Here is a 19,791-nt window from a genome sequence, read left to right on the forward strand (position 1 = left end):
ATTAGAATCGTAGTTCTGTACGTTGGATCAAATCGTCCTGCAGCGGTTTACCCAGCTCAACAAAGTAAGCGCTGTAACCAGCAACTCGCACCAACATATCGCGATAAAGCTCTGGATTCTTTTGCGCTGCGCGCATTTTTTCCGAACTCATGATATTGAATTGTACGTGCATGCCCTGCTTACCGATGTACTCATCAACAAAGCTGAGCAGAATATCGCGACCTTCAACACCCGAAACGGCATCTTCAGGGAAACGCAGGTTTAGCAGCGTACCGTTTGTCGCCAAACTATGGTCCACCTTGGTGACGGAGTTGATCACTGCCGTTGGACCGCTAATATCGTGTGAGCCACCCGCAGTATGCACTGGTCCCATATTGTCAGAGATTGGCTCACCGTTTCTGCGTCCATCCAACGATGCGTTAGTGTATAACCCCATCCCTACGTTAGCGTTTACAGTGTAAACACCCGGGCTGAACTTACCACCACGTGGGTTTTGACGACCTTTAATATGGCGGCAGTAACATTCAAACATGAAGTTAAATAGCTCGTCCGCCTCATCGATATCATTGCCATAGTGTGGAATCTTTGAACTGTTAACCAAGGCATACAGTTTTTGGTGACCATCCCAGTTATCTTTTACCGCGTCTAACAGCTGTTTACCCGTGTATTTCTTATCATCAAACATGAGCTTTTTGATGCTCGCCAATGAGTCAGCACAACTCGCAATGCCCGCCGCTTGTGGGGCTGTACCATTGTATTTAACGCCGCCATAAGTCATGTCTTTTCCTGACTCGATACACCCTTCAAAGAACGCTGAAATGTAAGGCGTTGGTTTGATCATGCGGTGCATCTTGTCAGTAATGTTTAGGCAGCTACACAGTTGGTCACACCAATAAGCAAACTGCTTGTCCACACTCTCTAACACTTCTTCAAATGATTGATAAGTTTCAAGGCTGCCAGTATCCGGGCCAAGCTGCATACCAGCATTAGGACCCGACAAAATACGACCGCCGTTGATCACCATTTCCATCATTTTTACGGTGTTCACATAGCCCGCATCCAGCCAGCCGTGTTCTTTGCCTGGAATCGTCGGCTCAACACAGCCAACAACTGCGTAATCACGCGCTTCTTCAAGCGTCACGCCTTTACCAAGCATCGCTTTAATTGCTGGACCATCATTGAACAATTTCGGATGACCGTAGCCTGCGCGAATACATTCAATGGTTTTAACTTTAAGCTCATATGGCGTTTGATCGTGTAAACGCACACACACCCAAGGGTTCATCATGCGTGTATGCACGGACGCTTCAAGCATCAGCATGGTTAGATCGTTAGTGGCATCGTTACCTTGTTGATCAACACCGCCAATCGTTAAGCTTTCACCACCAAAGCCACGACCATTGCGCACCTTAACTGTGCCTTTGTCTTTCAGCTTGGTTGGGTTGTTCATCTTAACGTAAAGCACTTCTAGCACTTCTAAAACGAACTCTTTGGCCACGCCGTTTTCAGCACGATCTTTGGCATAGAACGGTAGCATCCACTGGTCCATACGACCGTAAGAAATTGAGTGACCATTGCCTTCAATTTGCGTCATCGTCACAGCAAAGTTAAACAACTGAGCCGCTTGCCAGAATGTTTGCGGGACGCCACCAGCAATTTGGTAACAGTTCGCCGACATCGCTTGCAATTCTTGCTTGCGAACTTCATCAGTCTCGGCGAACGCCATGTCTTCCGCGAGCAATGCATAACGGGTGATGTATTTAATCGCCGATTCTAGCGCAATGATCGTTGCGGTGTAGTAATCACGCTTATCACCATAATCTGGATCTTGTTTTGAAAGCCCAGCAAAAGCCTGTTGTGCCTGCTCTAATACGCCGTTGTAGCCAAGCGTCATCAGCTTATTGAAGTCCATTGCGAAGTGACCAATACCAGCAAAGTGATAGTTGTTGGTTTGGAATACCTTCTCACCCATGTGAGAGCCTTTCTTCTGATCGTCATCTAAGTTCGCTGTGATGAACTCATTAGCACTTTTACCTTTCCAGTAAGCGCACAACTCAAGAATTTCCGCTCGCTCTTGCTCATTACGAATATAAAACTGATCGTTTGAGCGTTCTTCAAATGGCGAGTTAAGAATTTCGTCGATGATCCAGTCAACAGAGAACTCTGGATAGATTGGCGATGCTTTAGCAGGCGCGGCAATCTCACCTAAGATCAAATCTTCGTCGTAGATATGTAACGTGCTGTTAAGCAGAATATTTTGAAACGCCAACGCACATTGCACGATACGCGGCATGGTTTCATTGTCACGATACGCTTCTGTTACTAAACGCAATCTTTCCACATCAATGTCGTATGGACGATCTAAGAACGTTTGGCGCAGACGATTCACGCGCGGGAACGGAGACCAATCCGCATGCCCTACTTCGTAACCCAAACCATAAACCTTATCAAATGGCTCTGTACCGATTGCATCTGTGTGAGTGGTTGTTTTCAGTTCAAACAACATCTCTTTGTCTGCTTGGAAGTTTTCCATAGCTAACCTCATAAAATAAAGAATCAAGATGCCAATGCTCAATTCTTTGAACTCACAACGGCTCAAAGTCACTATTTAAACATTGGCATTTTGACTGCTCGCAATGCCCGAAACTACTGAGGTTGATTATACGAAAGAGGTAGAAATTGTATGGGAGGATGGTCACAAAGCGAAACCATACAAACAAAAAACAACAAAATGTGACACAAATAATGGTAATTAATTATAATAAATCTATAGTGATCGTACATTCACTAAGCTCTAAACATGGATTTATGGACACCACGATAATTCTTATTTCGCTGATCATCGCACTAGCAGGCTTTACTCAAGGCTTGACTGGCTTTGGCTCAGCACTCGTTTCCGTACCTTTGCTGTCACTGATTGTCGGTGCTCAAACGGCGGTTCCTATTGCAGGTATTTTTGGCTGGTTGGTGACATTACCAATCGTGTGGAAAATGCGACATTCTATTCAACGTCAAACAGGTTTGATCCTGTTTGCAGGCTCAGTACCCGCTTCTTTTGTCGGCGCAAAACTGCTGGCAAGCATGCCATCTCAGTACATCCTATTGACGATGGGTGCGGTATTAATTATTTCTAGCATCCACTCGCTACGTGCGACTAAGCCTTTGTTTAAAGAGGCTTCAATGCCATTAACGATTGGTGCAGGCTTTACTTCAGGCGTGCTTGGAGCAAGTGTGGGTGAGTCAGGTCCACCAGTGATTGCCTACACATCAATGCAGCCTTGGACAGCAGACCAAACCAAGTCGACACTGGCGTTCTTCTTTATGCTGCAAATGATCGGTGCCAACGTAAGTTTCTGGAATGAAGGGTTGATTACTGAGGAAGTTATTTCACATGTTCTATCAGCTATGCCAGCGTTCGCACTTGGTCTAGCAGGCGGTATGATTGGCTACCACTTCCTACAAAAGTACAAAATCGATTACCACAAAATCGTGCACAGTTTCTTGTTAGTGATGGGCTTTATGCTGGTGTTCAAAAATGTAAGTTTTTAGACATTTTGGTGTTTTGGTCAGTAGTTGGTAAAACGGCACTCCTGGTGAGTGTCGTTTTTGTTTTTTGCTATGTTGGGCATGGTTGAAGGGGTTTAATCGCTAAACTCAAACTTTGTCATTCTCGCGAATGCGGGAATCTTGCTTTTAGCTTTGCTTAGTAGATGTAATGTGTCGGTGTTTGTATGTACCGCTTAAGAGTTTTCATTCTGCCGCATACGAGAATTATCGCTATGCTCAAAATTTGTCATTCTCGTGAATGCGGGAATCTCGCTTTTAGCTTTTCTTAGTAGGTGTAATATGTCGGTGTTTGTATGTACCGCTTAAGAGTTTTCATTCTGCCGCATACGAGAATTATCGCTAAGCTGAAAATTTGTCATTCTCGCGAATGCGGGAATCTCGCTTTTAGCTTTGCTTAGTAGATGTAATGTGTCGGTGTTTGTATGTACCGCTTAAGACTTTTCATTCTTGTGCATCTGGGAATAATCGCTAAACTCAAAATTTGTCATTCTCGCGAATGCGGGAATCTTGCTGTTAGTTTTTCTTAGTAGGTGTAATTTGTCGGTATTTGTATGTACCGCTTGAGACTTGATCGTATTTCTCTTACTGCTCCGTAAGCGGTCCAGTTACTCTTTGTCTTACCAAAGAGTAACCAGAAAGGCGCTTTTGTTTCTCTGGCTTTGTCCAGCCGGTTTTAGGCGTTCCCGACGCCGAAAACCTAAAAATGCTATCCTGCATTTTTGCTTATTGATGTGGTTGTATGGGCTGGGTCGTTTTTGGACAAAAGCGATTTAGACTTAATGCACTAAATCGCTCCAGTTAGATTAGAAAAGGTATCTTGAAAACTTAAACGCTGATTATGCATTTGATGCAACCTCAGCTAACTGCATTTTTAGTATCTCAACTCGAATCTCAAGTTCGGTATGTAGTATGGAATATGGCTCAATATAGCTTTTACCATTCTCACCCTGCTCGTAATCTATTTTATACGCAGCCCCCATTTCAGCAATTTGATCTCTGCATTTTAAGATGTCTTTATATGCAGGCAGCAATTCTCGCCCATAAATATTTAGGATCATTTCAATTCGTTGAAAATCAACTTTATTTAAACTGCCTTCCTGAATAATTTCATCTAGGTACTGGTTATAACCTATCTTGCCTTCCATCACTAAAGATAATTTAAAGAAGTTTGAGTGGAACTTATTTACCCATTGGCTCATCAGTACATATAGCTCTTCCAGTCGCTCTCGTTTAACCTGAGTTTTCTCACGGTTTCTTTCTGTTTCTAGTTGAAGTTTAAGCCTAGCTAGGCTTGAGCGATTAGCAAACACGACTCCGGATAGACCGAGAAAAGCACCAAATAGTACTCCAAAAAAACCAATCCAAGACTTAGCATCTACTAATTTAACTAATTCAAACACCGATCTTCCTTAAAATTCATAACGCCGGCAATATGGCGTACCCCACGAAACCAGCAAAGCACACCGAACTACATACCAAACCACCGAGTGTAACGCATCACCTTGATTGCCTTGTTAACACTCTAACTCAACTTTGTTTTTATTAAGTGCTGCCATATGTTTAGCAACAAAGTTACCTTTCGCTCTCAAAAATCTGTCATTTGCGAAAACAAAGTTATAATTCACAGCAGAATCACCGCCAATGAAAACTACAAACCCCATATGCTTATACGACTCACAAAACTCAAAGCTAAAGACTTTATTTCTATATGCCCAAGCATCTCTCGTATGCAGCTTCCCGCCACTTAATAAGTATAAAGTATTTATAACCAAAGGTATGAACTGCCCATGAGACAAGTTGAAGTGAAAGTCGCCAGGCATGGTAATGTTTTCGTGTCTTTCATCGCCCATGCAAAACACCAAACCAGTATTAACTGAAATTGTTCCCTTTCCAGAGCGATTAAATGAATAACGATTATATGTTTTATCTAATTTACTGGTTACTTTTTCATCAAAACGAGAATTAGGTTTATTTAACAAAACCCTGTTTGCATTTCCATCCATACCATTAGATAAAGGAGCAGATCTCATTGCATCCCCTAGCTCCTTATCAATACCATAAGCAGTTAGTAAACCACCAGTAGGTTCATTAACCTCAACGAACATGACTTGATTATGGTACTTTTCACTACCATCAACGATTGCAAAATCTGGAGTTCTCCTCGTTGTGATTTTAGTTTTTGTGTAAAGTGCATCTCTCAGAGTTTTATCTTTCTGGATAGGTAAAATAAATTCTTTGTTAATCTTTAATAATTTCGATATTTTTTCGAATGCTAAATTTTCTATATAATCTTCACGTTCTAATTTATATTTTTGTTTTTTATCAATTGTCATACTACTAAACCTATTCTACCGAGAGTGTAAAGAACTATTAGGCTGAAAATCCCCAGCTCTTACTTCATTCCAATTTTATTGGAAATTTTTACTTAAAAACATGAGCTTAACTGCGAAATCCAGCTAAAAATGCAAAAGATATAAAAACTCTAGATAGATTGAATTTAACCTGTGGTACATCATAAGGGTCCATCAGACGAATGGTGTTACATAATGGATTACTTTTAGTAGGAAAAACCTCATTAACAGGACGTAAATAAGTAAAAGCACTAAATCTCTACTACTCTCCTGTGATAGTGATACAATTTCCGTATTAGAACTATCGAGAAACCCAATGTTTATCCATCATGTTAACGACATCGACTGGCTGGTGATTACCGCTTTTGAAGAATTTAAGACCATGTTTATCGAGGACGCAGGTGCGATACCCTCTTGCTTCTCGCGCGCCAGCGAACTGAGCCTGATTGATCAAGCCAAACGTACTTATGGATATTTGCCTTCACTTGATGGCGTCATCACCGATACTGGCACTTTTCAAAGTAAAGATAACGCCGAAGATTTGAATCCACAGCTTGCTTGCCTAGTCGAAGGGCGCGGTCGGGTATTTATCTATCATGGCGGATTTGTTGCTTTTGTCGATGACGAACAAACCTTTATCACCCGTTTAGGCTAAGCGTTACTCAGCAAGCAGAAATCGGCAAACTGGCATCTCGAGCAAACCACAGCTTAAGGTGCCTGTCCCAATTGAAAGCTTTAAAGAGCTTGAAGTGTCTGTCCCTATAAGAAGTCCTGTCAATTCGTCAGCAACTATTACTGCAGTGGACAATACAAACAAGATAACTGGTACTAATAATCTGCCCTGTTTTCACACAGAACTCCAGATTACCAATACACTAAGCAAAAATGCAGGACGCATTTTTAGGTTTTCGGTGTCGGGAACACCTAAAACCGGCTGGTCAGCACCAACGGACTAAAGCGCCTTTCTGATTACTCTTTGGCAAGACAAAGAGTAATTGGACCGCTTGCGATAAGGTCTTAGAAATCGAAACAGGCACTATGCGGGACATACCACCTCACCCAACTCCCCTAGCAGTCGTTCACCACCATACACAACTCGACTTCACGCCCTGCAATTAGATTCCCTGTTGGCACAAAACCACAACTCAAATAGAAGCCTTTCGGACCGCCTTCTCCGCTTACAACACTGGTATAAAGCGCTGATATACCAAACTCATTAACTAACGCCGATATCAGTAAATTTATCGCAGTACGACCATAGCCCTTTGATTGTTGGGATTTGTCTAACATCAATCGCCACAGCTCAAATTTACCTGACACGGTATCTGCATTAACCAAAACAAATCCAACAGGTTGATCGCCTAAATAGATCCCTCTAAACCAAGCAAACTCCATGAAGTTCGCCTCGGCTAACGAAATAGCATTACTATCGACATGATTGAGCTGGTCTGAAGCGACTTCCAACTGGCAAATCTGATAAAAATTGCTGGCATCTATATTTCTAAGCTCTAGGTCCATGCTCGCTACTTCCTGTAAAAATAATCAATATTGATTGGCGCTAAAAGTGTCCGCTAAAAGTGTCTGTCCCTATAACACTCCAAGCGGGGCTTACCACACGACATACTCACCAACCATCAAAACAATCACATTCCTTAGCTTAACGCTCGGGTAAAACGCCTGACTCGCGTACGCGTGTTTTTCATTGGTGAAGAGGTATTAAACTGAATCATCCGCCCTAGCGTCCACTGCTCATACCATGCAACGCCGTATAACTCTTCATTACTCAAACTGCCAATCAAAGCCAATATCTCGTTAGTTGTAGACTCTAGCTCAACCAGCAAATCGTCATATTTCCAGTCGCGGTATTGTTGATGAAAACTTAAAGCCAACAAGCCTAACTGATTCCATTTGTACCCTGTCTCCGGAAAATCGACGTGTTGGTTAGTCGACTTTAAGCGATGCCATTTAAGCACCAATTTACCCCAACCAATCAAGTAAGCCACCGTGTCACAGACACTTATCTTGGTACCTTTAATATTCCCTTCAATTTCGCACAATCGGCATGCACTCTCAGGCACAGCACGGTAGTCCACCATTAACTTAGTGAATACCGAGTTTATCGCTAACTCCAACTGTTCTTTGTTAGTGGGTACTGAAGACATGACAGGCTCCTGTTTTTCTGACTTCCCTGTGCAAACAAACCACTTTCTACATAGATAACGCAACAATTAATCAGTTAGTTACTAAAGAAAAGACTAACCTACCTCACCATTTACTCGATTACTGAGACATAAAACGCTTTAAGACAAAAAAACAGCGTCGGAAACTCACTCGCTTGAAGTGTCCGCTTGAAGTGTCTGTCCCTACAATTCACAATCCCTCGTACACCACCACCGCAACAACTCCAGATAACCCATACACTAGGCAAAAATGCAGGACGCATTTTTAGGTTTTCGGTGTCGGGAACACCTAAAACCGACCGGACAAAACCAGAGAAACAAAAGCACCTTTCTGATTACTCTTTGGTGCAGCAAAGAGTAATTGGACCGCTTACGAATAAGCGAGAGATATGCGCAAAACGATTCAGCGGGACATACCAGCCAACGGTGCTTTCCTCTTAGTTCAAAACCAAGAGTAAGATTCCCGCATGCGAGAGAATGACAAATTTAGGGTTCAGTGAAGGTTTGAAGTGTCGGTTTGAAGTGTCTGTTTGAAGTGTCTGTCCCTATAAGAAAAGCCTACGGGCTTAAGTTGTCTGTCCCAATAAGAAAAACCAATAATCCCCAAATTCCACCCATAAAAAAACGGCTTCCTCAGAAGCCGTTTGCACTCAGAAAATCCTTTATCTACAGAGACAATACACTGTAAAACGAAGGTTTATAGACCTAGCTTATGCGCGGTTAGAATCGCTGCGTAAACAGACTTCGCTGTTACTGGGAATGGCATGTTATGGATAGTTTCACCTTCCGCACATGATGCTTCTGCCACTTCCATCAATTTCTCATGGTTAAGTTCTTTCACGCCCATTTGGTGCAGGTTGGTTGGCAAACCAACAGAACGGCAGAAGTTTAGTACTTCTTCGATTTCCGCTTGTGCCGCGTTTTCTAGAACCAGTTGAGTCAGTGTACCAAACGCTACTTTTTCACCGTGTAGTAGGTGGTGACACTCTTCAAGCTTAGTTAAACCATTGTGGATCGCGTGTGCAGCCGCTAGACCTGAACTTTCGAAACCGATACCCGATAGGTATGTGTTCGCTTCAATGATGTTCTCAACCGCTTTAGTTGATACGCCATTTTCAACCGCTGCTTTTGCTTTCACGCCGTCAGCAATTAGCGTTTCGTAACATAGCTTAGCCAGTGCTTGCGCTGAACGCGTTGGCGCGCCACCAGCCATGGTTGCTTTACCAGAAAGACCGTTAGCGCGAGCTTCAAAGTAAGTTGATAGCGCATCACCCATACCAGCCACAAGTGTACGTACTGGTGCAGCTGCGATGATACCTGTATCCATGATCACCATGTTCGGGTTTTGTGGGAACAGTAGGTACTCGCTGAACTCACCTTCTGGCGTGTAGATAACGGCTAGCGCAGATGTTGGTGCATCTGTTGAAGCGATAGTCGGTACGATAACCACTGGCACTTTTGCGTAGTACGCTACTGCTTTTGCTGTGTCTAGCGTTTTACCGCCACCGAAGCCAATGATCACATCGTTGCCTTGCTCGTTACGCACATCGATCAGACGGTCAATCTCAACGCGGCTACATTCGCCACCGAAAGTGTTGAAGTTAACTTCTAGACCTTCACCAACAATGCTGGTTTCAGCGCGATCGCGCACAAGACCCATTACGAAATCATCCGCGATTGCGAGTGGTTTTTTACCAAATACCGATACGTATTTACCGATGTTGTCTAATGAACCTTCGCCTTGAATGTATTTGCTAGGTGAAATGATGATGTTATCCATGAGGGAATCCTTTTAAATTATTCTGTTTCTCGTCACTAGTGCGACGTTATTGGAGATATTGGAGGGACACACACAATAGTGTCCCTCTGAAATGGCTTATCAATTAGAACTGGCTGAATACCGTTTCTACTGCGAATGCGCCCGGATCTTTCGTGCCGTTTAAGCTGTCGCTGTTTAGGTAAGAAGAACGGCCCGCTTTCGCGCTCGTCATTGTCACGGTCGCTTCTGCACCCGCTTTTGCTGCTGCGATTGCAGCTACAAAGCCTTCTTGAGCCCACGCTTCTAGCGCTGGGTGTAACGCATCGATCATCGTACGGTCACCCGGTTTCGCGCCGCCGTAAGCCATCATTTGACCAAGACCCGCTTGCAGTGCTTGTGGTAGAGAGCCATTTTGCTCAAAGTCACGACCCGCTGCAGTAAACATGATTGAAAGCAGTACGCCTGAAGATCCACCCATGACTGACGTTAGGCAGTCAGCGATAGTCGTCATCAACTTAGCTTTATCTTGTAATGGCAAATTGTTTGCTTCTAGCTGAGCCAGAACCTTGCGTGCGCCCGCAGCAAATGTAGAACCGGTGTCGCCATCACCCACGATTGAGTCTAGGTGGTTTAGCTCACCTTCAATATCAATGATTGCCTGACACACTTTAGTTAGCACTAACGCCGTTTCTTCATCGTGTGAAGGCGTGAATGCTTTCTTCGCGATTTGGTTTTCGCACTTAGTCACTGGCACTTCACGACGCGCTACCGCACCAGGCCAAGCAGCTGTTTCAACAGGTGAAACCAATGCGTTAGCGATTTCATCGGTTAGTTGAATAGTAGAAATAGAGAAACCTTTCATGTCAATCGCCGTCATTAGTGCGCCGCTTACGATGAACTTGGTGTTTTTACCCAGTTCTGATTCCATCACCTCTTTAGCCACAATGTTCATCTCAATTGGAGATAGACCACCTAGGTTATTAAGCAGAATCGCATTATCTGTGGTTGGTTTCGCTTCTAGTAGCTTGCTGACCATAGTGGTAACAAGATCTTTTGCTTTTGGTAGGTCGATGGTCTCGATACCCGCTTCACCGTGAATGCCTAGACCTAGCTCCGCTTTACCTTGCGCGATACGGTCGTTGCTTTCACCCGGTAGTGAACAACTCGTTAGTGCCACACCGATAGACGCTGTTTTTTGGTGTGCATCAAGAGCCGCTTGTTTCACTTCTTCCAACGTGCCGCCGTTTTCAGCCACATAACCCGCTACTTTTTGTACAAATAGCGTGCCTGCGATACCGCGAGGCTGAGGGTTACCTGGGATAGAGATATCATCACCGACAACGATAAGGTCAACTTTACGACCCATCTCTTTCGCTTTTTCTACCGCTAGACCGAAGTTCAGACGGTCGCCAGTGTAGTTTTTGATGATCACTAAACAGCCAGCGTCGCCCGTTACGTGCAAAATAGCGTTAAGCACTGAGTCTACGCTAGGTGCTGCAAACAGGTCGCCACATACGGCAGCAGTTAGCATACCTTTACCAACGAAGCCTGCGTGTGCTGGCTCGTGACCAGAGCCACCACCACAAATTAGTGCCACTTTCTCTTTGTTCCAGTCATTGCGTGCAACGACTTTGATGTCATTTTCAAAGTCTAAGAACGTTAGGTTTTCAAGCGTAGAGGTGTAAAGAGTGCCTTGGATTGAGTCCATTACGAACGACTCTTTATTATTTAGAATTAAGTCAGCCATAGTTATTCCAGAAATTTTGTTCAAACGAGTTTGGGGAGAGCCCAGTCAAGATGAGGGCGCCACTTATTATTTTTTGGTTTGGAAATGTGGCTCAGGAATACCCTGAGCCAGCATTAATTAGAATTGCTTGATTGCCGCTAGCAGCTCAGCATCTTGCGCTTGCTTGCGGAAGAATACTGGCGGTTGACCGATAGGGGCATCAACCTTGATCCAACCGCCTGTGAACGTTTCACCAGTCCATACATGAACCCACTCATCTTCTGGTAGGTAAAGCTCTTTGACTGTTTCGCCTTGGTTGTAAACAGGTGCAACCATCAAATCGCGACCGAACAGGTATTGGTATTGAATTTGGTACGCTTCTGAGTCTTGCTCGTAGTGCATGAACAGTGGGCGCTGTACTGGCATACCTTTGGTTGCGTTCTCTTCAACTGCAGCTTTGATGTACGGCTTAAGATGCTTGTAAATCTTAGTCATACGCGCTAGGTGCGCTAGTGTCTCTGCGTCAGTATCGAATTGGTGGTTATCACCAGGGCGGTTGCCTTCATGGCTACGCATGATTGGTGTAAACGCCGCCATTTCAGCCCAACGTTGGAATAGCTCTTTAGAACGAGTGTTACCGTGTAACGTAGTGTAGCCACCGATATCGCTGTGGCTGATACCGTTACCCATTAGACCCGCTGATAGTGCCGCTGGAATAACCGATGCAAGACCGTCATCTTTTTCCCAGATCACTGATTGGTCACCAGCCCAAAGCGCATGACAGTAGCCTTGGATGCCTGTGCCACCAGCGCGCATAAAGAACAGGATATCGTCTGTTTTGCCTGCTTCTTCAATCGCTTCATGCTGCACTTTCGCCCAGCGGTACGGCCATTTATTGTGTTCAATTTCAGCACTTACGCCGTTGTATAGTGAACAGTCTGTCGGTAGGTATTCACCAAAGTCGCCCATCCAGCCATCAAGACCGAAATCGATCATGTTTTGCTTGATAACGCCCTTGTACCATTCACATGCTTCCGGGTTGGTAAAGTCAACCACACCACAGTCAAACTCACCAAAGTCGACAACGTATTTTGAACCGTCTTCTTTGGTTGCTAAATAACCTTTTTCAAATGCTTCGTTGTATAGCGGGAAATCTTCCAACACGTAAGGGTTGATGTAACCTAGGAAGCGAACGCCCTGCTCTTTTAGCTCGTGAATCTTAGTATCTAGACCTGGGTAAAGATCCGCGTTCCACTGCCAATCCCACTGTAGGCGCTTACCAAATGAGGTCATCTTGATGCCTTGCCAGTCTTGGCACCATGCACCTGCAACTTCAACGCCCGCGGCTTTAGCTGCTTCAACTTTTTCAATCGTGATGTCTGTACCACCTTGGATACCTAAGATCACACCGTTGTATACCCACTCAGGCAATGCTGGTTGACGACCAAATACGCCAGTAATGTTAGTCATAAGTTCTAGGAATGACTCTTCAGCATCGAATAGTAGATATTCTGGAATGTTCCAACATTGCAGTTCGTGATACTCAGCGTGAGTAAAGTCGAAATCTGCATAAGCGCGAGTTTCTAGGTGGCAGAAGTATTTCTTATCAGAAACAAACGTTGGTTGTGGGTAGTTTGTGGTGTAGTAGTCACCGCCCGCTTTGTCTTTAACGTCCGCTTGCCAAGTCGTGTAAGTGTTCTTGTTACGACCAACACCCGGCTCAGAGCTCCATAGCGGGAAATTCTTACCACGTAGGTTTAGGTAGCTTAACTGCTCACCACAACCGTATACTGCCTCTGTTTCAGTCGCAGCAACGCGAACCCAAAAACGGTTGTACTTTTCATCAAGCGCTGTGAATTCAACTTTAAGACGCGACTCTGCCGTTTCGTACATACGCGCTTCAAGTACCGCGTCACCATCTAGGCTAAAGGTAACCACAACATCATCTGAGTTTTCTGTGATCGCGAATTTCTTCAGCGGTAAACGCTCTGACACATAGTCAGAAATATCAAAGTTACCGCGGTACATATCAAAAGTGCCTTGGCCAATACCTAGGTACAAAGCTGGGCTAACTTGTGAGTGTTCAAATACAGTTCTGTTTTTGTGGCTAATAGTAAAGCCTGATGGAGTTTGGGTAAGTTTCATTCGAACAGCTTCCGAAATAGAGATAAAATTTAGGCGCAACTTGGGTGTTCACCCAAGGAAAAAGCCTTAGGTGTGCTGCGCCTAGCTAGCGTATATATTAAATTGGTTACTCTTAACGAATTGACGCTGCAATAAGATTGCTGGTGAACACCGCTACAGCGTCAATCGAGTTAGATAAGGGGCTGATTACTTAAATTGGATGTCGTAATCCGCTTGGATCTTCGCTTCACAAGTTTTGATTTCATTCTCAAAACGTTGTAGCCATTTCTCACCTTCAGCGCCTGTTGCTTTCAAAAATTCTTCTTTAACGGGTGCCGAAGCCGTAATAAATGCTTGTTTTTCAGCTTCTGTTGGGCTGTAAACTTTACCGCCAGCTTTCTTGAATTCTTCATAAGCTGCGTATTCGCGGTGTTTAGGGTATGAACGTAGGTATTGGTTTTGAGCCGCGATACCATCTATTACCACTTGTTTTAGCTCATCTGGGAACGACTTAAATTTCATGTCGTTGAATACCCAAGCGCCGCCCATGTAGCCGTGACCGTCAAGGATCATGTAACCGATACTTTCATGGAATTTGTTCATGATGATATCTACGATACCGTTCTTAGTACCGTCAACCATGCCTGTAGAAAGCGCTGTGTATACTTCTGGCCATGCGATTGGTGTTGGTGCACCGCCCATTGCTTTCACAAGGTCTTGCTGAGTTTTTGCCGGTACGGTACGCAGTTTTAGACCTTCTACGTCACCCGGTGTTTTCACTTCTTTCTTCGTGGTTGCGATGTTACGCCAACCACCAGAGTTTGATACTGCCATTAGACGCACGTTTGGTGCACGTTGCATTAACTCTTTACGCACGTCAGCAATAAGTTGTTCGTTGTCGTACACACACTCTGCTACGCGGTCATTTGGTAGCAAGTAAGGAAGGTCGAATGCGCCAACTGGTTGCCAGAAACTGCCTAGCTCAGGAATTGTAGTTTGGAAGTAATCGAACATACCCGCTTGTACCCCAGCGATACACTCTTTTGCGTTAGCACACAGCTGACCTGCAGGGTAGATATCAACTTGAATTTGACCGTTAGAGCGAGACTCTACAAAATTCTTCAATACAAGTAGCGATTGGTGGTTGTAGCTATCTGCTGTGGTTACGTGTGGAATCGTTAGTTTGTAGTCCGCAGCGTTTGCAGCACCAGCCGCAAGAAGAGATGCAGTGGCAAGGCCCAGTAGTGTTTTCTTCATGTTGTTTCCTTAATCATTATTGGTGCGACTCTTCTATTAGGGTTATTAGGGCGAAGAGCCGTGGTACTAATTGAAAATTAATTTGTCTGTATTTGTATTTTTTGTTGTTTTTTTAACCTAAAAATGGTGATTGAGAGCATAGTGGCGTTAAACATATCGTTAAGTAATCCGCCATAAGATCCAACCAAGACCGCATTGACCATCCAAGTTAAGGTGCAAATCAGGAAGGCAATTCGCATTCGCATGCCTTCAGCAATAAACAGCGCGTAGCAACTAATGATTGATGCAATCGCCGGTAACACATCACGTGGCTCTGAGTAGAAGTAAACACTCATCGCAATCTGCACCGCTAGGAACAGGTAAAAGACTTTAAGTCCTTTATATTTCACTGAAACTAGCGCGCGGAAGGAGTTAACTAATAAGTTCAACCCAGCCACGACAGCACCAAGCAAGGTATAGTGAATTGAGAACGTCAAACAAGAGAGGCAGATGATCGCTCGCATGCGATTGTCGTTAGTTGTCGATGATGCGAATAGGTTTAAACCTAATGCCACAAATCCTAATGCTTGAACTAGTGTCTCATTCATCTAATTTTCTACGCTCAACTTTTGTTTTCAATTTCGCTCAATACAATGTTTGGCAAAATAAAATCTATATAAAGTTCAAGAACTTATAATTGTAAGAGTTTGTCGTTTTTCTTACATGAATTGACTATAAATTACATATTTGATTAGTTATAATGAATAAAATTCAGCTTTCGATTCCAAACCAGAATGGATATAGATTTACTTCGCACTTTTTGCCAACTTGCCGATGACAAGAACTTCCGTGTTGCCTCGCAACACCTCTATATCACTCAATCCGCGCTGACTAAGAAGATTCAGCGCCTCGAAGAACAGCTAAAAGTTTCATTATTTGATCGCGGTCGACATGGCGCAGAATTAACCCCAATGGGTAAGGTTTTACTGCCAGAGGCAAAGCGGGTACTTAAAGGCTTTGAATCATTCCAACGCTTAGCAACTTTCGTTGCGGAAGGTACCTCCGGTCATCTTAATATTGGCTTTGGTATTTCTTCTTTTCATGAAGCGCCCAACTATATTGCTAAGTTCAAGCAAGATTGCCCTAATGTTCACGTCACGCTTAACGACTACCCTTCACACCAACTGGTTGAGGAGCTGCAATTAGGTAACCTACAACTGGGTTTTGACCGTTTACCCGTCGATCCGCCGCTTAAGGCTATCCCGCTATACTCGGACCGCCTTGCCATCGCGATTCATAATGAAGAGAAACTAAACTTTGATAATTTGTGGGGCTCGCTTAGTCACTACAACTATCTGGGTTTGAGTCGTGATAAAAACCCGACGTTGAACAAGCACATCACCAATTATTTGTGGGAAGCAAAGCAGCGCCCTGCCGTGTTTGAAGAAGCCAACGACATTGTAACGGCGTTAGCTCTGGTGTCAGCCCGTTTGAGTTACACCATCATTCCTGCAAGTGTCGCGCGGATAAGCCAGCCGCATATTCGTTTTATTCCGCTAACCGGTAAGCATGCCGAGTGGGAAGTGGGTCTACTTTGGAACAGCGAGATTGCCGATCCAGTGCGTGAGGCGTTTATTCAAAAAGTGGTCAGCAAGTAAAACAACTTTTGCGCTGGCTATAAGAGAGTAAGTAAAATTAGGCTCAATAACTGGCAAGAGGTTGACTGTATGCACAGTCAACCTCTTAAACTAAAAGTAACTTACTTGGCTAGGTGATACGCTCGCCGAGATTATGCGACTTCTCTGCCTTTAAAGTTACCCAGTAAGGCATCGTAAAGCTCGTTATCGCCTAGTACACCGACCACGGTTTGCTTTTCAACCAACACCAAAGGCTGATCGGTTCGTTGCTTAAGCTCTATCGCCTCACGCATACTGATTTCCGGATCTACTAACACCACACTACTCTGCTCGATTGATTCGAGCTCTGCTGCCTGTTGTGACCAATCAACCAAAGATCTATTGTTATCTAACAGTGCAATCTGATCATTGTGGTTGTCGACCCACAATTGCTGCTTCTCGCAAATCAGCAACTTGTCCTCATTGGTTTGCAGCTCATCGCGGGCTTGCATTAATGAGCGACCTTTAAGCACATTAAGTGGATTGGTATGCGCGACAAAATCTTTTACATAGTCATTTTCCGGCTCCAGAATAATCTGCTCCGGCTTACCATGTTGAATCAATTTACCTGATTCCATGATGGCGATGTTGTTGCCAATTTTTAATGCTTCATCTAAATCATGGCTAACAAACAAAATGGTCTTATTGAGCTGTTTTTGCAGTTGAATCAATTCGTCTTGTAACTGAGTACGGATCAATGGATCCAGCGCTGAAAATGGTTCATCCATCAATAGAATGTCACTGTCCATGGCAAAGGCGCGCGCGAGACCGACACGCTGCTGCATGCCGCCAGATAGCTCGTGCGGAAATTTATCTTCCCATTCTGCTAGCCCTACCATCTCCAGTTGCTCACGCGCTTTTTGGCGGCGCTGCTGTTTTGGCATTCCCTGCATTTCAAGCCCAAATGCCACATTGTCAATCACCGTAAGCCAAGGCATTAACGCGAACTTTTGGAACACCATCGACACACGATGAGTGCGTAAGTGGCGCAGTGTTGACTCGTCACACCCCAAGAGCTCAACCATCTGGTCGCCATCTTTAATTTTTAGCGAGCCCCGAGAAATTTCATTTAGGCCATTCACTGCTCGCAACAAACTCGATTTACCCGAGCCTGATAAACCCATCAAAACGCAGATTTCACCTTGTTTAATCGACAGTGACACGTTATCAACGCCAACCACTTGTCCAGTTTGATCAATAATCTCTTGGCGACTATTACCTGCATCTAACAGTGATAGTGCTTTCTCTTGCTCACTGCCGAACACCACATCGAGGTTTTCAATTGTAATTGCGTCCATGTTACGCCTCCTTCTGATTTGGTGCTTTACACAAACGGTCAAGAATGATCGCCACCAATACAATCGCCAATCCTGCTTCAAAACCTTGCGAGATATTTACCGTGTTAAGTGCACGAACGACTGGCTTACCTAGGCCATCCGCACCCACTAGCGCCGCGATGACCACCATAGATAGCGATAACATGATGCACTGTGTCACCCCCGCCATGATGCTTGGCAGCGCAGCAGGCAATTCCACCTTAAACAGCAACTTCATCCGGCTTGCGCCAAATGCTTTACCTGCTTCAATCAGCTCTTCCGGCACTTTAGTAATGCCCAAATAAGTCAGGCGTATTGGCGCGGCAATGGCAAAGATGATGGTCGAGATCAGCCCAGGCACAATACCTAAGCCGAACAGAACCAGTGTTGGAATCAAGTAAACGAAGGTCGGAACGGTTTGCATTAAATCAAGGATCGGTCTTAACAAGGTGTAAAGCCAAGGACGATGCGCAGCCATAATGCCTACTGGAACGCCAATTAATACGGAAATCGTTGTCGCCGCAAATACGAGGACAAAGGTTTCCAGCATTTCTTGCCAGTAGCCTAAATTTAAAATCGTCAGCAAAGCAACCACCACAAACAATACCAATGGTATGCTTCGGTGTAGCAACCAAGCCAAAGTGGCAGTAATTAAAATCGGTAGTGCTGGTGGCATCCACTTAAATACATCCACAACGAACAGAATAATACCTTCTAAAAAGAAGGAAACTGCGTCAAATAAGCCTGCGGCGTTAAGTGTTAACCAATCAACACCTGTTTCCATCCATTCACCCAACGGAATTTTGTTGTCCGTAATAAATTTCACAATAAATCCTTTGCGTTTTTATGATGAGCGCTAGCTAACTAACGCTCTTAAATACAAGTTATGCTTTTGAATTTAGGTAGCTTGTAACCGCTTGAGTCGCATCCTTGCCTTCTAGCGTAGTCACGCCTTTCAGCCATGCTTCGATTTGTGCTGGGTTAGCCTTTAACCATTCTTGAGCCGCGTGCGCAGGCTTTTGTTTTTGGTTAAGAATCGCTTCCATTAGCTGGTTTTCCATCTCAAGGCTAAACTCGAGATTTTGAAGAAGTTGCCCAACGTTTTGACATTCATTGATGTAGTTAGCACGTACGTTAGTGTATACATTCGCCCCACCATAATTTGGACCGAAGAAATCATCACCACCGGCTAAGTATTCCATTTCAACATTACTGTTCATTGGGTGCGGCGCCCAACCAAGGTAGACGATCCATTGATCACGGCGCACAGCTCGAGATACCTGCGACACCATCCCCGCTTCGCTAGACTCTACTAAACTAAAATCTTTCAGCCCGAATGCATCGCTATCAATCATCGATTGAATTAAACGGTTGCCGTCATTACCTGGCTCGATGCCGTAAATACGGTCTTTGAATTTGTCGGCATGTTTGGCAAGATCGGCGAAGTTTTTCACTCCCGCGTCAAAAACATATTTAGGCACTGCTAAAGTGTATTTCGCCCCTTCTAAGTTGGCACGCACAGTTTCAACGGTGCCCGCTTGACGATACTTTGCAATGTCCCCTTCCATGGTTGGCATCCAGTTACCCAAAAATACGTCGATATCACCATTCGCCATTGAAGAGTAGGTTACCGGAACAGAGAGCAAATCGGTTTTAGTTTGGTAGCCCAAGCCTTTTAGAATTTCGCTAGTTACCGCTGTTGTCGCAGTGATGTCTGTCCAACCGACATCCGCAAAACGAACGGTTTCACATTGGTTTGCGGATGCACCAGCAGCAAAAGTTGAAAGTGCGACAGTTGAGAGCAGTTTTGTCATCGTAGACATTTTTTATTCCTTGTATTTGTTACTAACTTTCTA

Annotated in this window: 16 protein-coding genes; 3 read left to right on the top strand and 13 right to left on the bottom strand. The window is 44.4% G+C overall.

Annotated elements, in window-relative coordinates; translation table 11 throughout:
- Window position 1 precedes the first annotated feature (1 nt).
- Window positions 2-2,533 carry a (2S)-3-sulfopropanediol dehydratase gene (hpfG, locus tag GZN30_RS06455; RefSeq protein WP_075652663.1) on the bottom strand — a complete coding sequence of 844 codons (2,532 nt, stop codon included), beginning with the start codon at window positions 2,531-2,533 and terminating at the stop codon, window positions 2-4.
- A gap of 275 nt (window positions 2,534-2,808) precedes the next feature.
- Between hpfG and GZN30_RS06460 the strand changes: the two genes are divergently transcribed.
- On the top strand, window positions 2,809-3,549 hold the full coding sequence (locus tag GZN30_RS06460) for a sulfite exporter TauE/SafE family protein (protein WP_161987039.1): 741 nt from the start codon (window positions 2,809-2,811) through the stop codon (window positions 3,547-3,549).
- Window positions 3,550-4,403: 854 nt separating this feature from the next.
- Here the strand turns inward: GZN30_RS06460 and GZN30_RS06465 are convergent.
- Together GZN30_RS06465 and GZN30_RS06470 are read right to left on the bottom strand one after the other, a co-directional pair.
- A complete protein-coding gene (locus GZN30_RS06465; protein WP_161987040.1) occupies window positions 4,404-4,967 on the bottom strand; it encodes a hypothetical protein in 564 nt (187 codons plus the stop codon).
- A gap of 114 nt (window positions 4,968-5,081) precedes the next feature.
- Entirely contained in the window at window positions 5,082-5,900 is an 819-nt protein-coding gene (locus GZN30_RS06470) for a hypothetical protein (RefSeq protein WP_075649072.1), read from the bottom strand.
- Window positions 5,901-6,234: 334 nt separating this feature from the next.
- Here GZN30_RS06470 and GZN30_RS06475 point away from each other — a divergent pair, with 334 nt between their 5' ends.
- Window positions 6,235-6,573, top strand: coding sequence for a cytosolic protein (locus GZN30_RS06475; protein WP_075649073.1), 339 nt, complete (start codon window positions 6,235-6,237; stop codon window positions 6,571-6,573).
- 413 nt (window positions 6,574-6,986) lie between these two features.
- On the opposite strand, the gene GZN30_RS06480 is transcribed toward GZN30_RS06475, so the two are convergent.
- The 7 genes from GZN30_RS06480 to GZN30_RS06510 all read right to left on the bottom strand — a co-directional run bounded on the left by GZN30_RS06480 (window position 6,987) and on the right by GZN30_RS06510 (window position 15,551).
- Entirely contained in the window at window positions 6,987-7,436 is a 450-nt protein-coding gene (locus GZN30_RS06480) for a GNAT family N-acetyltransferase (RefSeq protein ID WP_075649074.1), read from the bottom strand.
- A 134-nt stretch (window positions 7,437-7,570) separates the two neighbouring features.
- Window positions 7,571-8,080: a ClbS/DfsB family four-helix bundle protein gene (locus tag GZN30_RS06485; RefSeq protein ID WP_075649075.1), complete on the bottom strand. Its 510-nt coding sequence runs from the start codon at window positions 8,078-8,080 to the stop codon at window positions 7,571-7,573.
- Between the two features lie 715 nt (window positions 8,081-8,795).
- Window positions 8,796-9,878, bottom strand: coding sequence for a glycerol dehydrogenase (locus tag GZN30_RS06490; RefSeq protein WP_075649076.1), 1,083 nt, complete (start codon window positions 9,876-9,878; stop codon window positions 8,796-8,798).
- Between the two features lie 103 nt (window positions 9,879-9,981).
- The gene (locus tag GZN30_RS06495; protein WP_075649077.1) at window positions 9,982-11,604 is read right to left on the bottom strand and encodes a dihydroxyacetone kinase subunit DhaK; all 1,623 of its coding nucleotides are present in this window, start codon (window positions 11,602-11,604) and stop codon (window positions 9,982-9,984) included.
- Between the two features lie 117 nt (window positions 11,605-11,721).
- Entirely contained in the window at window positions 11,722-13,728 is a 2,007-nt protein-coding gene (locus GZN30_RS06500; protein ID WP_075649078.1) for an alpha-glucosidase, read from the bottom strand.
- Between the two features lie 186 nt (window positions 13,729-13,914).
- Entirely contained in the window at window positions 13,915-14,964 is a 1,050-nt protein-coding gene (locus GZN30_RS06505; protein WP_075649079.1) for a TRAP transporter substrate-binding protein, read from the bottom strand.
- 77 nt (window positions 14,965-15,041) lie between these two features.
- A complete protein-coding gene (locus tag GZN30_RS06510; protein WP_075649080.1) occupies window positions 15,042-15,551 on the bottom strand; it encodes a YgjV family protein in 510 nt (169 codons plus the stop codon).
- 186 nt (window positions 15,552-15,737) lie between these two features.
- Between GZN30_RS06510 and GZN30_RS06515 the strand changes: the two genes are divergently transcribed.
- On the top strand, window positions 15,738-16,601 hold the full coding sequence (locus GZN30_RS06515) for a LysR family transcriptional regulator (protein WP_075649081.1): 864 nt from the start codon (window positions 15,738-15,740) through the stop codon (window positions 16,599-16,601).
- A gap of 131 nt (window positions 16,602-16,732) precedes the next feature.
- Here GZN30_RS06515 and choV read toward each other — a convergent pair whose 3' ends face one another.
- Genes choV through GZN30_RS06530 form a run of 3 tightly spaced genes read right to left on the bottom strand, consistent with a single transcriptional unit; the run spans window position 16,733 to window position 19,758 of the window.
- Window positions 16,733-17,917 (bottom strand): choline ABC transporter ATP-binding protein, encoded by a 1,185-nt coding sequence (gene choV, locus GZN30_RS06520; protein ID WP_075649082.1) that lies wholly within the window; start codon window positions 17,915-17,917, stop codon window positions 16,733-16,735.
- Window position 17,918: 1 nt separating this feature from the next.
- Window positions 17,919-18,761 carry a choline ABC transporter permease subunit gene (gene choW / locus GZN30_RS06525; protein WP_075649083.1) on the bottom strand — a complete coding sequence of 281 codons (843 nt, stop codon included), beginning with the start codon at window positions 18,759-18,761 and terminating at the stop codon, window positions 17,919-17,921.
- 58 nt (window positions 18,762-18,819) lie between these two features.
- Window positions 18,820-19,758, bottom strand: a complete 939-nt coding sequence (locus GZN30_RS06530) for a choline ABC transporter substrate-binding protein (RefSeq protein ID WP_075649084.1) — start codon at window positions 19,756-19,758, stop codon at window positions 18,820-18,822.
- Window positions 19,759-19,791: the final 33 nt, after the last annotated feature.

Origin of the sequence: Vibrio ponticus (genome assembly GCF_009938225.1) — a bacterium.
Lineage (GTDB): Bacteria > Pseudomonadota > Gammaproteobacteria > Enterobacterales > Vibrionaceae > Vibrio > Vibrio ponticus.

Excerpts from the sequence above, each read along its gene's own strand:
- hpfG (WP_075652663.1), bottom strand. The coding sequence starts at position 2,533 with ATGGAAAACTTCCAAGCAGACAAAGAGATGTTGTTTGAACTGAAAACA.
- GZN30_RS06495 (WP_075649077.1), bottom strand. The coding sequence starts at position 11,604 with ATGGCTGACTTAATTCTAAATAATAAAGAGTCGTTCGTAATGGACTCA.
- GZN30_RS06515 (WP_075649081.1), top strand. The coding sequence starts at position 15,738 with ATGGATATAGATTTACTTCGCACTTTTTGCCAACTTGCCGATGACAAG.
- GZN30_RS06505 (WP_075649079.1), bottom strand. The coding sequence starts at position 14,964 with ATGAAGAAAACACTACTGGGCCTTGCCACTGCATCTCTTCTTGCGGCT.
- GZN30_RS06500 (WP_075649078.1), bottom strand. The coding sequence starts at position 13,728 with ATGAAACTTACCCAAACTCCATCAGGCTTTACTATTAGCCACAAAAAC.
- GZN30_RS06475 (WP_075649073.1), top strand. The coding sequence starts at position 6,235 with ATGTTTATCCATCATGTTAACGACATCGACTGGCTGGTGATTACCGCT.
- GZN30_RS06510 (WP_075649080.1), bottom strand. The coding sequence starts at position 15,551 with ATGAATGAGACACTAGTTCAAGCATTAGGATTTGTGGCATTAGGTTTA.
- GZN30_RS06470 (WP_075649072.1), bottom strand. The coding sequence starts at position 5,900 with ATGACAATTGATAAAAAACAAAAATATAAATTAGAACGTGAAGATTAT.
- GZN30_RS06460 (WP_161987039.1), top strand. The coding sequence starts at position 2,809 with ATGGACACCACGATAATTCTTATTTCGCTGATCATCGCACTAGCAGGC.
- choV (WP_075649082.1), bottom strand. The coding sequence starts at position 17,917 with ATGGACGCAATTACAATTGAAAACCTCGATGTGGTGTTCGGCAGTGAG.
- GZN30_RS06530 (WP_075649084.1), bottom strand. The coding sequence starts at position 19,758 with ATGTCTACGATGACAAAACTGCTCTCAACTGTCGCACTTTCAACTTTT.
- GZN30_RS06485 (WP_075649075.1), bottom strand. The coding sequence starts at position 8,080 with ATGTCTTCAGTACCCACTAACAAAGAACAGTTGGAGTTAGCGATAAAC.
- GZN30_RS06480 (WP_075649074.1), bottom strand. The coding sequence starts at position 7,436 with ATGGACCTAGAGCTTAGAAATATAGATGCCAGCAATTTTTATCAGATT.
- GZN30_RS06490 (WP_075649076.1), bottom strand. The coding sequence starts at position 9,878 with ATGGATAACATCATCATTTCACCTAGCAAATACATTCAAGGCGAAGGT.